Source organism: Sulfitobacter sp. LC.270.F.C4 (assembly GCF_032922545.1).
GTDB classification, from domain to species: Bacteria; Pseudomonadota; Alphaproteobacteria; order Rhodobacterales; family Rhodobacteraceae; genus Sulfitobacter; species Sulfitobacter profundi.
On record NZ_CP136692.1, the window covers coordinates 2,050,870 to 2,064,611 of the forward strand.

The window sequence follows — 13,742 nt, forward strand, 5'->3', positions numbered from 1 at the left end:
CATAGAATTGCTTTGCCGCCCCCGCGGCCCAGAGTTTCAAAGGACCGCTTCATGCAAATATTCCTGCGCCCCGCGCTTTGTCTGACCCTTTTGGGCCTTGCCGCCTGTGATGAGATCGCCGTGGCCGATAATCCGGCGGCGCTGGCCGAGTTGCGCGGGCAGAAAAGCTGTGTGGCCGCGGTGACCCAGCAAACCGGCGCGGCGGGTGTCGCCGTCAATACAACACGCCCTGTGGTGGAGCTTTACCGCAATATCCTTGACGTACCCGGCGGCGCGAGTTGGTCCTGCATCACCGATCCGAATGGCAATGCGGTCGAGATTGCAGAGCAGCGCAGCGGTTAAACCGCGCTGCTTAAGGGAGGTGGTCAGAGGTAATCTGACCGCTGCAACCCGTATTTCGCCATCTTCTCGTTCAGCGTCCGGCGTGGCAGGCAAAGCTCGTCCATCACGCTGGCGATAGAGCCCTTGTGACGGCGCATGGTGTTGTCGATCAACATGCGCTCGAATGCCTCGACATATTCCTTGAGCGGTTTGCCTTCGGTGGTCATCACCGGCTGCATCTCGTCATGGTCGCTCATCAAGAGGGAGGCGATGGTGCCCGAGCCGCGGCGCGATTGCAGCACGGCGCGTTCGGCCACGTTAATGAGTTGGCGCACGTTGCCGGGCCATGGCGCTTGCAACAACTGTGCCGCCTCTTGTGCACTGACCTGAGGCGCCTCGCAGCCGTATTCATCCGCGAACTGATCGCTCAGCCGGGTGAAGAGCGTCAGGATATCCTCACCACGCTGGCGCAGCGGCGGCACGGTGATGCGGAGCGCTGCCAAACGATAAAACAGGTCCGATCGCAGCGCGTCTTCCGAGGTGCGCCCGGCTTCTTGCAGGTTCGAGATGGCGACGATTCGTGTCTCTGCCGGGGTGCCTTGTTCGTTGATGGCGCTTAACAGCCGCGCCTGCAGGCTTTCGGACAGGGCTTCGATGTCTTCCAACACCAATGTCCCGCCGCGCGCTTCTTCGATGGCGGGCAGTTGCGCGTCTTCGGGCTGCATCGGGCCGAACAGCCGCTTGGCGAGCGCGTCTTCCTCCAGAGCACCACAGGAGACGAGGACAAATTTCTTGCCCGCGCGGCTGCCGACCGCGTGCAGCGCATGGGCCACGAGGGTCTTACCGGTCCCGGTTTCTCCGTCGATCAGCACATGCCCATCGGCCTGCCCCAGATCGAGGATATCTTCGCGCAGGCGTTCCATGACGGGCGATTGGCCGATGAGCTTTTTCATCAGCTGGCCGCCGTCCGACAGCTCACGCCGCAGGGCGCGGTTGTCCATCACCAGACGCCGCGCATTGGTGGCCTTTTTGGCCAGTTCGCTCATCCGGTCGGGGTTAAAAGGTTTTTCAAGAAAGTCGAAAGCGCCGACGCGCATCGCTTCGACCGCCATCGGCACGTCACCATGACCGGTGATCATGATGACCGGCAAAGCCAAGTCGCTGCCCATCAGCTTTTTCAGGAATTGCATCCCGTCCATGCCCGGCATTTTGATGTCGGAGATGACGATGCCCGGATAATCCGGCCCCAAAGTCTTTAGCGCGTCTTCGGCGCTGCCGAAGGTTTCCGTGTCATACCCCGAAAGGGCCAGCCACTGGCTGATCGACTGCCGCATGTCCTGTTCGTCGTCTACAATCGCGATTTTCATTGCCTGAGCCATGCGTTCACTCCGCCGCTTCTATCTTCGTTTCATCTGCCAATATAGGTAGTTGCATCTCAAATACAGCGCCACCGTTTTGTCCGTTGCGCGCCATAAGCCGTCCCCCGAGGTCGTTGACGATCCCCGATGAAATGGCAAGACCCAGCCCAACACCATCGCCGGGCTGTTTGGTCGTGTAGAAAGGTTCGAACAGCGCGTCCAAGTCCTCAATCCCCGGGCCATTGTCGCGCACGGTTAATGTCGCCGTCTCCCCCGCTGATAGTATAATGTCCACCTGAGGGTTTCGTTCCGATTTTGTTGCGTCTAATGCGTTTCTTAACAGGTTTACCATAACTTGTTCGATCCGCATACGGTCTCCCATCACCATGACGGGATTATCGGGCAGGATGCGGCTGATCTGAACCTGTCGCTGGCGCAACTGCGGCTCCATCATCGACAGGGAAGACGCCAGCGCCGCGCCCATATCAACCGGAGAGAAGGCCTCCTGCCCCTTGCGGGCATAGGATTTAAGCTGCCGGGTGATCGCGCCCATTCGTTCGATCAGGTCGTCGATGCGCCCAAAGGACGACAGCGCCTCATCCTGCCGGTTGCGGTTCAGCAAAAGCCGCGCGCCCGCTAGATAGGTTTTCATCGCCGCAAGCGGTTGGTTCAACTCATGGCTGACGGCGGCAGACATTTCACCCAATGCGGCAAGTTTTGATGACTGTTCTAGGGTTTGCTCGGCCACGGCGAGGGTCTGTTGCACCCGCTTGCGCTCAGCGATCTCACGTTGGAGGGCAAGGTTCAGGGCCCTGAGTTTCGCCGATTCCCGTTGAAAGATCGCCAGCCGCCCCGCCGTGCGGCGGCTCAGGAAATAGAAGGCCAACGCCAGCAGGATCGCAAAGCCCATGACCTCCAACGCCAGCACGCCGTTCACCTTTTCGCGGACCGAGGCATAGGTTGTGTAGCTGCTCATCCGCCAGCCGCGGAACGGTATCCGGTTTTCCAGCCGCATCACCGCCTCGCCCTGCAGATAGGCATCGGGCGGCAGGGCGGTCCAATCGGTGGTGGCTTGAATGGCGCGTTCAATGGCGCTTTGGGGCGTGTGGTTGGCCAGCGCTTCGGGTTCTGTCAGCCCGCGCCAACGCAACTCGGTGGCGAGGATAATCTCGCCCGTGCTGTCCATCACGATGACCGCGTCCGAGATCCCGGCCCAAGCCCGTTCAAACTTTTGCAGATCAACCTCAACGGCGATCACCCCAAGTGTGGTCCCGCCAGACTGCATGCGCCGCGAATAGAGGAAGCGATAGCCGCCCTGCTCACGCTCAATGGTCGAAAAGATCGTCGCGTTAGAGCGGATGGCATCGACGAAATAGGGCTCGGATTTATGTGCGGAGCCGAGGCGATTCCGGTCCGTCGCCGCCACGGTGCGCCCATCGATGTCATATAGCATCAAGGATGCCGCGCCGATTTCCTCAACGAAAGAGATAAGCCGCTGTGTCGACAGCGAATAATCCGCCGATTGCAGCGCGCCAATCAACGTGGGGTCGCGCGCCAAAAGCTGCGGGACAATGGCGTTTTGCCGTAATTCAGCCAGCAGGTTGCCGCTGTAAAGCGCGATGCGCAGTTCTGCGCGGTTGCGGGTGCTTTCAGTAAAACGGTCGGTCAGCAGCTTGTTGGTAATCGAGATCGTCACCACGGCGAGGATCATCAGCGACGCAATCGCGAACCGCACCCGCCAGGATACGGCCATGCTATTGCCTTCGGAACCGGATGCATCACTCATCGCGGCAATCTACGCGCTACGCTGGCCGCACTCAAGTCAGGCGGTTTGCAAAGCACCGGTCAATGCGCGGAAGAGCGCCGCCCCGTCGGTGTTGCCATGGGCCGCTTCGGCTGCCCGCTCGGGGTGCGGCATCATGCCCAACACGCGGCGGTTTTCCGAAAGGATGCCCGCGATATCATCACGCGCGCCATTCGGGTTCTCGGCATAGCTGAACGCCACACGATCTTCGCCGCGCAGTTTCGCGATGGTCTCATCATCGGCAAAATAATTGCCGTCATGGTGAGCGATTGGAATGTTGACGACCTGACCGGCGTCGTAGCCAGAGGTATAATCGCTCGCCGTGGTCTCAACCTTGAGGCCGACAGTCTTGCAGATGTACTTCAGCCCCGCATTGCGCAGCAGCGCGCCGGGCAGCAGGCCGGTTTCGGTCAGCACCTGAAAACCGTTGCAAATGCCCAGCACATAGCCGCCGCGCTGCGCATGAGCCGCCACAGAGCGGCAGATCGGCGAATTCGCGGCAATGGCCCCGCAGCGCAGGTAATCCCCATATGAGAACCCGCCGGGAATGCCTACGATATCAACGCCTTGCGGCAGTTCGCTGTCCTTGTGCCAGACCATGGAAACCTTGGCGCCCGCGGCTTTGAAAGCCACGGCAAGGTCGCGGTCGCAATTGGACCCGGGGAAGACAACTACCGCTGCGTGCATCAGGCCAGCTCCACCGAATAGGATTCGATCACCGTATTGGCCAAGAGCTTTTCGCACATGGCGGTCACATCGGCCTCGGTCGTGCCCTCGGCGAGGTCAAGCTCGATCACCTTGCCCTGACGCACACCGTTCACCCCGTCAAAGCCCAAGGCTCCGAGCGCGTGGCGGACAGCTTCGCCCTGAGGGTCGAGAACCCCGTTCTTCAGCATCACATGCACCCGTGCTTTCATGGCGCGACACCCCTTTGTAACATCTGCAAATTGAACGGCGAAGCCGCGTTAGTTGATCAACGTCGGCTTGGAGACCGGCGCATTGTTCTTGGGCATGACGCCGAGACGTTTGGCCACTTCGGTATAGGCATCGGTGAGCGAGCCCAGATCCCGGCGGAACACGTCTTTGTCGAGCTTCTGGCCCGTCTCGATGTCCCACAGGCGGCAGCTGTCGGGGCTGATCTCATCGGCGACGATCAGACGCTGGAAGTCACCATCGTAAACGCGGCCAATCTCAATCTTGAAGTCCACCAGCTTGATGCCGACGGCCATCATCACGCCCGACATAAAGTCGTTGACCCGCAGCGCGAGGCTCAGAATATCGTCCATGTCTTGCTGGGTTGCCCAGCCAAAGGCGGCGATATGCTCTTCGGTGACCAGCGGATCACCAAGCGCGTCGTCTTTGTAGCAATACTCGACAATCGGGCGCGGCAGTTGCGTGCCCTCTTCGATCCCCAACCGCTTGGACATGGAGCCCGCCGCATAGTTGCGCACGATCACTTCGAGCGGAATGATCTCAACCTGCCGCACGAGCTGTTCGCGCATGTTCAGGCGTTTGATAAAATGCGTCGGCACGCCGATGTTGTTCAGCCCGGTCATAAAGAACTCGGACAGGCGGTTGTTCAACACGCCCTTGCCCTCGATCGTGGCTTTCTTCTCGGCGTTAAAGGCCGTCGCATCGTCTTTGAAATATTGCACGATGGTGCCGGGCTCAGGGCCTTCATAGAGGATCTTTGCCTTGCCTTCGTAGATCTTGTTGCGCCGGGCCATGGGCATCCTTTCCAACAGGGGGCCGGGAACATCCCCGCCGCTTGCGCTTCTCTTAGTGCAACCACCCCGCTGCTGCAAGCATGGCCCGTCACCTTTGACGCGCCACTTGTGGGAACGCGGGGGCGACCGCATATGAATAGGGTAACACCAGCAATCGGAGACCCGCTATGAGCAAGTTCGACGACCGTGCAAATGCCTTTGAAAGCAAGTTCGCCCATGATGCAGACATGCAATTCCGCGCCGAAGCGCGCCGCAACAAACTTCTGGGCCTCTGGGCTGCTGAACTTTTAGGCAAATCGGGCAGCGACGCCGACGACTACGCCAAAGAGGTGGTGAAATCCGATTTCGAAGAGGCGGGCGACGAGGATGTTTACCGCAAAGTCTCGGGCGATCTGGGTGACCGCGCCGATGAGGCGACGATCCGCGCCAAGATGCAGGCGCTAATGGTCGAAGCCAAAGCGCAACTGCTGAGCGAGACCAGCTAACCCATTCCACCCCGGCCACGCGCCGGGGTGACCCGCCCTGCCTGCCCTCATAATGAAGATGAATATTATGAGATTGCCCCCATGAAGGCATCATGACATCAGGCGAAATTCCCAGACCCTACAGGAGCCCCCATGAGCAACGCATTCACCGATCTTTTGGCTGAAAAGGGCACATTGCTCGCGGATGGGGCCACGGGCACCAATCTGTTTAACATGGGGCTGATGTCGGGCGACGCGCCTGAGATGTGGAACACCGATGAGCCGAAGAAGATCATCAAGCTTTACCGTTTCGCGGTGGATTCGGGCAGTGATCTGTTCCTGACCAACTCTTTTGGGGCCAATGCCTCGCGGCTCAAGCTGCACGGCGCCGAAAAGCGGGTGCATGAGTTGAGCCGCGTCTCTGCCGAACTGGCACGCGAAGTGGCCGATACCGCCGAGCGCAAAGTCATCGTCGCAGGCTCTGTCGGCCCCACGGGTGAGATCATGGAGCCGGTCGGCACCTTGACCCACTCCCTCGCCGTTGAGATGTTCCATGAGACTGCCGACGGCCTCAAAGCTGGTGGTGCCGATATTGGTTGGCTGGAAACGATCAGCGCCCCCGAAGAATACCGCGCCGCTGCCGAAGGCTTTGCGCTGGCGGGGCTGCCATGGTGCGGCACGATGAGCTTTGACACCGCGGGCCGTACGATGATGGGCCTGACCTCCGAAGGGATGGTCGATATGGTGCACGGGCTGGACAACACACCGCTGGCATATGGTGCCAACTGCGGCACGGGCGCGTCTGACCTGCTGCGCACGGTACTCGGTTTCGCCGCCAAGAATGGCACGCTGCCGATCATCTCCAAGGGCAACGCGGGCATCCCGAAATACGTCGAAGGCCACATCCATTACGACGGCACGCCCGAGTTGATGGCCCGCTATGCGACCATGGCGCGTGACGCGGGGGCCAGCGTCATCGGCGGTTGCTGCGGCACCCTGCCCGAGCATCTGGTCGCGATGCGCGAAGCGCTCGATAGCACGGAAAAAGGTCCCGCCCCGACGTTGGAGCAAATCCGCGAAGAGATCGGTGATTTCTCGTCCGAAAGCGACGGCACCGACGGGCAAGGTCCAGTGCGCGCGCCGCGCCGTGGCCGCCGCCGGAGCTAAGCTTCAAAACAAGCTCAATTGATCGCCCTTTTCGGAGGGCGGTCGAAACAGATCGCAGCGCAGCGGCACGCCCGCGCGGGTCAGCCCCAGACGTTTGACTGCCAGATCAAACCGCTGCGCCACCATCTGCGCATAGGGCCCCTCGCCCCGCATGCGTTTGTGCCAGCCCGCATCGTATTCCTTGCCCCCATGCATATCGCGCAGCCGCGCCATGATCCGCTCAGCCCGGTCGGGGTAATGGGTGGCGAGCCACTCTTGCACCAGCGGCGATACCTCACGCGGCAGGCGCAGCATGATCCAACTGGCGTGCCGCGCCCCGGCGTCACGTCCGGCGGCAAGGATCGCCTCCAACTCCGGGTCGGTCAGCGCCGGAACCATTGGGGACGCCATGATCCGCACCGGGATGCCAGCCTCCGACAGCTTTCGGATCACCTGCAGCCGCCGCTGCGGTGCGGGCGCGCGCGGTTCCATCAAACGGCTGAGCTTTGCGTCCAGCGTAGTCACCGAAATGCCAACCGCCGCCAATCCGCGCTCGGCCATATCGCCCAGAATGTCGATGTCGCGTTCGATCAGGCTGCCCTTAGTGACAATTGCCACTGGGTGATTGAATTCAGACAGCACCTCAAGACAGTCACGCATGATGCCATGGGTCTTTTCGATGGGCTGGTACGGATCGGTGTTAGTGCCGATGGCGATGGGCGCGACCTGATAACGCTTCGACCGCAGTTCCCGCGCCAGAACGCCCGGCGCTTCGGGCCGGGCGATCAGCTGCGTCTCAAAATCCAAGCCCGGAGACAGGCCGAGGTAGGCATGGCTGGGCCGCGCGAAACAGTAAACGCAGCCATGTTCGCAGCCGCGATAAGGATTGATCGACCGATCAAAGGGCAGATCCGGCGAGCGGTTGTAGGTAATTACCCGGCGCGGCACCTCAATGCTGGTCTGGGTTCGCAGCACCGGAAGCTCGTCTTCGCGGGCCCAACCGTCATCTTCCGCCACGCGGGCATGACGCTCAAACCGGCCTGCATCATTGCTGCCTGCCGCGCGGCCAAGCACGCGGAATCGCTGGTCTTCCCTATCCATGAAAGAAGGTTAGAACATTGTGCGAACATCAGCAAGTAAACTTGCGCAAACCCTTGTCCTTACACCGCAAAAAGCAGTAGTTTGCTCCCAAGGCGTCGCGCATGGCGCGGCCGATGTCGCAAACCGCGACCCCGGCGCTAACATTCCGTGAGACAAGGGCCCAAGTGTCATGCACCTGCACGCCCAGCAGAAGGAAACACCATGTCAGAAGAAGACGATATCATCCTGGCCGAGTTGGACGACGAAGAACTGGTCCAGCAGATGTTCGATGACCTCTATGACGGTCTTAAGGAAGAGATCGAAGAAGGGGTGCAAATCCTGCTCGACCGCGGTTGGGAACCCTATGAGGTTCTGACCAAAGCGCTGGTCGGCGGCATGACCATCGTGGGCGCGGATTTCCGCGACGGTATCCTCTTTGTGCCCGAAGTGCTGCTGGCCGCTAATGCGATGAAGGGCGGCATGGCCATCCTCAAACCGCTCCTGGCCGAAACCGGCGCGCCCCGGGTGGGCAAAATGGTGATCGGCACCGTCAAAGGCGATATTCACGACATCGGCAAAAACCTCGTCGGGATGATGATGGAAGGCGCGGGTTTCGAGGTCGTAGACCTTGGGATCAACAACGCGGTCGAAGCCTATCTAGAAGCACTGGAAACCGAACAGGCAGACATCCTCGGCATGTCCGCCCTGCTGACCACGACAATGCCCTATATGAAAGTTGTGATCGACACGCTGATCGAACAGGGCAAGCGCGACGACTATATCGTGCTGGTCGGTGGCGCGCCGCTGAACGAAGAGTTCGGCAAGGCCATCGGGGCCGACGCCTATTGCCGCGATGCCGCCGTAGCAGTGGAAACGGCCAAAGACTGGATGGGTCGGAAACATAACTCCGCCAACGCCTAGGCTGCTGGCACCGCTCCACTTGGCTTTGGCATCGGTGACATGCGATGGTGACGCCATGAGCGACAGCAATCTGCCAGATGATCGGACCCTCACCCAAGAGGGGCTCGCGCCCACCCGCGCGGGCCGCATTCTGCTGATCGCCTGTGGCGCGCTGGCCCGTGAGATACTGGATTTGAAGGCCGCGAACGGCTGGACCCATCTTGACCTGACCTGCCTGCCCGCGAAATATCACCTCTACCCGGAAAAGATCACCCAAGCGGTGCGCGACACGGTCGCCAAACACGGCGCGGACTATGACGATTTCTTTGTCGTCTACGCCGATTGCGGGACGGGCGGCGGGCTGGAGCGGGCCTGCGAAGAGATGGGCGTGCAGATGGTCGCAGGGCCACATTGCTACAGCTTTTTTCAGGGCAACGAGAGTTTCGCCAAAACCTCGGAAGATGAGATCACCACCTTCTACCTCACCGATTTTCTGGTGCGGCAGTTTGAGGCTTTCATCATCAAGCCTATGGGACTCGACCGGCACCCGGAACTGCGCGATATGTATTTCGGCAATTACGAGAAACTGGTCTATCAGGCGCAGACGGACGACCCGGCGCTAACCGAAAAGGCGCAAGGCTGCGCCGCGCGGCTCGGCCTTGCGTTCGAGCGGCGCTTCACGGGCTACGGGGATTTGCAGACCGCTTTGCGCGACCTTTAACCGTCAGGCTTCCTGAGCGGCCGTCTCGCGCACGCGCTCAATCATCGCGCGCAACCCGTTGGAGCGTTGCGCCGAGAGGTGGTCATTCAATCCCAGCCGCGCAAGTTCCGCTTTGGCATCGACAGCGCCCACTTCGGCAGGCGTCAAACCGTTGTAAAGATTTCGCAAAACCGCGATCAGCCCCGAGACGATCATCGCGTCGCTTGCGCCGTCAAAATGCAGCTTGCCGCCGTCAAACTGTGCATGAAGCCAGACCTGAGAGGCGCAGCCGTCGACCTTGGTCGCCGGCACGCGCAGCGGCTCGGGCAGCGGGTCCATCGCTTTACCAAGGTCGATCACATGGCGGTAGCGGTCTTCCCAATCGTCCAGAAACTCGAAATCCTCGACCAGTTCTTCAAAGGCAGGCGTGGCCATCTGTGCACTCTCTTTGGGTGAATTCCATTGCCTGACAGGTAGGATGCCGATGCGCAAAGGTCCACCCCCTTCCCATGGCTGGCGTGATGGGGTAGCACAAGACAAGTTAACTTAACGGCGGATCCCATGCGCAAGACACTCCTCGCTCTTTTGGCCTCGACCCTTTTGGTATCCGCCTGTGGCACGGTCCGTGACAGCCGCATCAACCCGCTGAATTGGTTCGGCCCCGCGCGTTCGGCACCGTCCGCGCCGGAAGAGAGCAACAACCCGTTGATTCCACAGCGCAGCGGGCTGTTCGCCCGGCGCGCGGTTGAGGTCGACACTTATGAGGGGCGCCCTTTCGAGCAGATCACTGACCTGACGATCGAGCCGGTGCCGGGCGGTGCGATCCTACGCGCCACGGGCCTTGCCGCGCGGCAGGGCATTTATGCGGTGCAGCTAACTCCTGCGACGATTGATGAGACGCCTGTCGACGGTGTTCTGACTTACCGTCTGGAAGGGGTACGCCCCGACAAGGCGACACCGCAAGGCAGCCGCCCCACCCGTGAGGTCATCGCGGGCCGTCGTCTGACAGATCAAATGCTGGCCGGGGTGCGCGAGATTCGCGTCGAAGGGCAGATGAATGCTCTGGTCTCTCGCCGCTAAGCGGCCAAGCCACGCACCATAAGAAAGAGCCGCCCCAATCGGGCGGCTCTTTTCAGTTCAGACTTTGACTGCTTTCACATCCGTCCCATCGGCGGCCAAAGCAATCTTGCCCTCGCAGAGCAGCAGCGCATCGGCGCCAAAGACCTCATGCCGCCAGCCGCGCAGGGCCGGCACGTCGCGCTCTCCCGCCGACAACATATCCAGATCACTGGCCGAGGCGATCAACTTGGCCGCGACGCCTGCGCTTTCGGTCTTGGCCTTGAGCAAAACCCGCAGCAGATCGGCCAGCGCCGGGTTCACCTGCAGCTTGTCGCGCTTGCGGTCGGGTTGCGGCATGTCGGCGGCTTTGCAGGCCACGCCTGCGGCCACGGCTTTCAAAATGCCCTCGGCGATTTCCCCCTTGCGGGCCTCGCGCAGCAGCAGACGGGCGCGGTTCAGCTCTTCGCCGTTAGAGGGTTTGAGGCTCGCCAATTCGACCAGTGCGTCATCCTTGAACACGCGATTGCGCGGGATATTGCGGGTGCGGGCGTAATCCTCACGAAAGGCGGCCAATTCGCGGACGATCGCCAGAAACTTGGGCGAATTGGTCCGGGTCTTGACCCGCTTCCACGCATCCTGCGGCTGGGTCACATAGGTATCGGGGCTGAGCAGCGTCTCAAGCTCCTCGGCCACCCAACGGGCGCGGCCGGTCTGTTCAAGCTTGCGCGCCAGAAACTCGTAAATCTGCCGCAGGTGGGTCACATCGGCCAGCGCATAGGTCTTCTGTGCGTCGGTCAACGGACGGCGGGACCAATCGGTAAAGCGCGAGGTCTTGTCCAGCGACTCATGCGCGATCTTGCGGACCAAGGTCTCATAGCCCACCTGTTCGCCAAAGCCGCAGACCATCGCGGCCACCTGCGTGTCGAACAGCGGTTCGGGAAAGACCTTGGCGTCGACGTAGAAGATCTCAAGATCCTGCCGTGCCGCGTGGAACACTTTGACCACCGATGTGTCGCGGAACAGATCGTAAAGCGGCTCAAGCGAGATGCCGTCGGCCAAGGGATCGACCAGCACGGCGTTGCTGTCGTCGGTTCCGGGCATGGCAAGTTGGACGAGGCAGAGCTTGGAGTAATAGGTCCGCTCACGCAGGAATTCCGTGTCGACGGTCACGTAATCATGGCGCGCAGCTTCTTCACAGAATTGCGCGAGGTCGGCGGTCGTGGTGATGGTTTTCATAAATGCTCTTTGACAAGTTGCACGCCCGGTCATCGGGCTTTGTCAAAGAGGTACATCACAAGGGAAGCTTTGACCAGCGTCAGCCCGTGAGCATGACCGGCTGGCGTTCCCCGGCGGCGAAACGGCGCAGCACGGCGGGGTAAAGGCGGTGTTCTTGCACCAGCACCCGCTCGGCCAATGTATCAGCCGTGTCGCCCGACAGAACCGGAATGCGCGCTTGGCCAAGGATCGGACCATCATCCAAAGCGGCAGTGACTTCATGCACGGTGCAGCCATGTTCGGTATCGCCCGCCTCAAGCGCGCGGGCATGGGTGTGCAGCCCGCGGTATTTCGGCAGCAGCGACGGGTGGATATTGATCATCCGCCCGGCCCAAGCATCGGTGAAGCCTTCGGTCAGTTTGCGCATAAAGCCGGCAAGGCAAATAATGTCCGGCGCATGGGCCTCAAGTGCGGCGCTCAAGGCTGCCTCAAACGCGGGGCGGTCTTTGCCGTAGGGGCGGTGATCGACCACTTCGGTCGCGATCCCCTGCGCCTGCGCCCAAGCGATTCCGCCCGCGTCCGGGTTGTCGGACAGCACCAAACAGGGGCGGCCTGCATGGTCGCCGGTCATATCCTCGACCAGCGCCCGCATGTTAGAGCCGCCGCCCGAGACGAAAATCGCAACCCGCTTGGTCAAAGCAGCGCGCCGGAATAGGTGACGCCATTGCCGGTGGTGATACGCCCGATTTCGATGGCAGCGTGGCCATCCTCGGCAAAAGCGGCCTTGGCCGCGTCGACCTTATCGGCAGAGACGACGGCAACCATGCCAATGCCAGCGTTGAAAGTCTTGAGCATCTCGGCCTCGGCCATGCCCCCCTCGGCGGCCAGCCATTTGAAGACCGGCGGCAGGTCCCATGCGTTCAGGTCAATCTCGGCCGCCAGCCCCACGGGCAACACGCGCGGCAGGTTTTCAGTCAGGCCACCGCCCGTGATATGCGCCAGCGCCGACACGGCATCGGCGCGCAGGGCCGCAACGGCGCCCTTGACGTAAAGCTTGGTCGGTGTGAGCAGCGCACTGCCCAGATCACCTTCGCCCCATGGGCAATCGTCGCTCCAGCCCAGACCGCTGCGCTCAACGATCTTGCGCACGAGGCTATAGCCGTTGGAATGCACCCCGTCGCTGGGCAGGCCCAAGAGCACGTCGCCCTCTTTCACATCGCGCGGCAGCTCGGTTCCGCGCTCCATCGCGCCGACGGAAAAACCGGCGAGGTCGAAATCGCCCGCGTGATACATGCCCGGCATTTCAGCGGTCTCGCCCCCGATCAGGGCACAGCCGGAATCGGCGCAGCCTTTGGCGATGCCTTCGATGATCCGTGCGGCACTGTCGAGTTCCAGCTTGCCGGTCGCGAAATAGTCGAGGAAGAAAAGCGGCTCGGCGCCTTGGCAGACCAGATCGTTGACGCACATGGCCACCAGATCAATGCCGATGCTGTCGACGTTGCCGGTATCAATCGCGATGCGCAGCTTGGTGCCAACGCCATCCGTCGCCGCAACCAGCACCGGGTCGGTGAAACCTGCGCCTTTCAGGTCAAACAGCGCGCCAAAGCCGCCAAGGCCAGACATAACGCCCGGCCGTGCGGTGGATTTCGCCGCTGGCTTGATCCGCTCTACAAGCGCGTTGCCTGCGTCAATATCCACGCCTGCTTCGGCATAGGTGATTCCGTTGTCGGATTTCGTCATGGTCATGGCCCCCGGCGCGCATTTTCCCTTGCGCGCGGAGTTAGAGTATTGTGCGGGTCACTGCAATCATTTGGTGCAGCTAATGTCTTGACGCTCGGGCTGCGGCGTCATACCCAAACGCCCATGGCGGGCCTGTAGCTCAATTGGTTAGAGCAGAGCGCTCATAACGCTTTGGTTGCGGGTTCAAGTCCTGCCGGGCCTACCATTCCGCCCCCGCTTTTCGCCCAA

General features: G+C 61.2%; 16 protein-coding genes and 1 tRNA gene. 7 read left to right on the forward strand and 10 right to left on the reverse strand.

Translation table 11 applies throughout. The annotated features are described in order from the left end of the window. Positions 1–51 precede the first annotated feature (51 nt). On the forward strand, positions 52–342 hold the full coding sequence (locus R1T45_RS13925) for a hypothetical protein (protein ID WP_317389357.1): 291 nt from the start codon (positions 52–54) through the stop codon (positions 340–342). A gap of 23 nt (positions 343–365) precedes the next feature. Here R1T45_RS13925 and R1T45_RS13930 read toward each other — a convergent pair whose 3' ends face one another. From R1T45_RS13930 to purC, 5 genes are all read right to left on the reverse strand, one after another. Next, positions 366–1,700: a sigma-54 dependent transcriptional regulator gene (locus R1T45_RS13930; RefSeq protein ID WP_317389358.1), complete on the reverse strand. Its 1,335-nt coding sequence runs from the start codon at positions 1,698–1,700 to the stop codon at positions 366–368. Positions 1,701–1,704: 4 nt separating this feature from the next. Then, complete coding sequence (locus R1T45_RS13935; protein WP_317389359.1) at positions 1,705–3,432, reverse strand: ATP-binding protein; 1,728 nt, start codon at positions 3,430–3,432, stop codon at positions 1,705–1,707. A gap of 69 nt (positions 3,433–3,501) precedes the next feature. Continuing rightward, positions 3,502–4,170 carry a phosphoribosylformylglycinamidine synthase subunit PurQ gene (gene purQ / locus R1T45_RS13940; RefSeq protein WP_259944210.1) on the reverse strand — a complete coding sequence of 223 codons (669 nt, stop codon included), beginning with the start codon at positions 4,168–4,170 and terminating at the stop codon, positions 3,502–3,504. Continuing rightward, a complete protein-coding gene (purS, locus tag R1T45_RS13945; protein WP_067629083.1) occupies positions 4,170–4,400 on the reverse strand; it encodes a phosphoribosylformylglycinamidine synthase subunit PurS in 231 nt (76 codons plus the stop codon). Before purS ends, purQ begins: the two co-directional genes overlap by 1 nt. Positions 4,401–4,448: 48 nt before the next feature. Then, the gene (gene purC, locus R1T45_RS13950) at positions 4,449–5,210 is read right to left on the reverse strand and encodes a phosphoribosylaminoimidazolesuccinocarboxamide synthase (protein WP_067629081.1); all 762 of its coding nucleotides are present in this window, start codon (positions 5,208–5,210) and stop codon (positions 4,449–4,451) included. A gap of 167 nt (positions 5,211–5,377) precedes the next feature. Here purC and R1T45_RS13955 point away from each other — a divergent pair, with 167 nt between their 5' ends. Further along, the gene (locus R1T45_RS13955; RefSeq protein WP_120351041.1) at positions 5,378–5,695 is read left to right on the forward strand and encodes a DUF1476 domain-containing protein; all 318 of its coding nucleotides are present in this window, start codon (positions 5,378–5,380) and stop codon (positions 5,693–5,695) included. Between the two features lie 132 nt (positions 5,696–5,827). Then, positions 5,828–6,841, forward strand: a complete 1,014-nt coding sequence (gene bmt / locus R1T45_RS13960) for a betaine--homocysteine S-methyltransferase (protein WP_132443426.1) — start codon at positions 5,828–5,830, stop codon at positions 6,839–6,841. 3 nt (positions 6,842–6,844) lie between these two features. On the opposite strand, the gene R1T45_RS13965 is transcribed toward bmt, so the two are convergent. Then, positions 6,845–7,921, reverse strand: a complete 1,077-nt coding sequence (locus R1T45_RS13965) for a PA0069 family radical SAM protein (RefSeq protein ID WP_317389360.1) — start codon at positions 7,919–7,921, stop codon at positions 6,845–6,847. 201 nt (positions 7,922–8,122) lie between these two features. Here R1T45_RS13965 and R1T45_RS13970 point away from each other — a divergent pair, with 201 nt between their 5' ends. Together R1T45_RS13970 and R1T45_RS13975 are read left to right on the forward strand one after the other, a co-directional pair. Continuing rightward, a complete protein-coding gene (locus tag R1T45_RS13970; RefSeq protein WP_067629073.1) occupies positions 8,123–8,821 on the forward strand; it encodes a corrinoid protein in 699 nt (232 codons plus the stop codon). A gap of 55 nt (positions 8,822–8,876) precedes the next feature. Beyond that, positions 8,877–9,521, forward strand: a complete 645-nt coding sequence (locus R1T45_RS13975; RefSeq protein ID WP_317389361.1) for a DUF1638 domain-containing protein — start codon at positions 8,877–8,879, stop codon at positions 9,519–9,521. A 3-nt stretch (positions 9,522–9,524) separates the two neighbouring features. Here the strand turns inward: R1T45_RS13975 and R1T45_RS13980 are convergent, their stop codons facing one another. Then, positions 9,525–9,935, reverse strand: coding sequence for a SufE family protein (locus R1T45_RS13980; RefSeq protein ID WP_120351037.1), 411 nt, complete (start codon positions 9,933–9,935; stop codon positions 9,525–9,527). Positions 9,936–10,061: 126 nt separating this feature from the next. On the opposite strand from R1T45_RS13980, the gene R1T45_RS13985 reads away from it, so the two are divergent. Continuing rightward, on the forward strand, positions 10,062–10,580 hold the full coding sequence (locus R1T45_RS13985; RefSeq protein ID WP_120351036.1) for a hypothetical protein: 519 nt from the start codon (positions 10,062–10,064) through the stop codon (positions 10,578–10,580). 57 nt (positions 10,581–10,637) lie between these two features. Here the strand turns inward: R1T45_RS13985 and rnd are convergent, their stop codons facing one another. The 3 genes from rnd to purM all read right to left on the reverse strand — a co-directional run bounded on the left by rnd (position 10,638) and on the right by purM (position 13,514). Continuing rightward, positions 10,638–11,795 (reverse strand): ribonuclease D, encoded by a 1,158-nt coding sequence (gene rnd, locus R1T45_RS13990; RefSeq protein WP_120351035.1) that lies wholly within the window; start codon positions 11,793–11,795, stop codon positions 10,638–10,640. Positions 11,796–11,874: 79 nt separating this feature from the next. After that, on the reverse strand, positions 11,875–12,471 hold the full coding sequence (purN, locus tag R1T45_RS13995) for a phosphoribosylglycinamide formyltransferase (RefSeq protein WP_317389362.1): 597 nt from the start codon (positions 12,469–12,471) through the stop codon (positions 11,875–11,877). Then, positions 12,468–13,514 carry a phosphoribosylformylglycinamidine cyclo-ligase gene (gene purM / locus R1T45_RS14000; RefSeq protein WP_120352199.1) on the reverse strand — a complete coding sequence of 349 codons (1,047 nt, stop codon included), beginning with the start codon at positions 13,512–13,514 and terminating at the stop codon, positions 12,468–12,470. The genes purN and purM overlap by 4 nt, the downstream gene beginning before the upstream one ends. A 128-nt stretch (positions 13,515–13,642) precedes the next feature. Here purM and R1T45_RS14005 point away from each other — a divergent pair. Next, positions 13,643–13,719 (forward strand) — tRNA-Ile (locus R1T45_RS14005). Positions 13,720–13,742 lie beyond the last annotated feature (23 nt).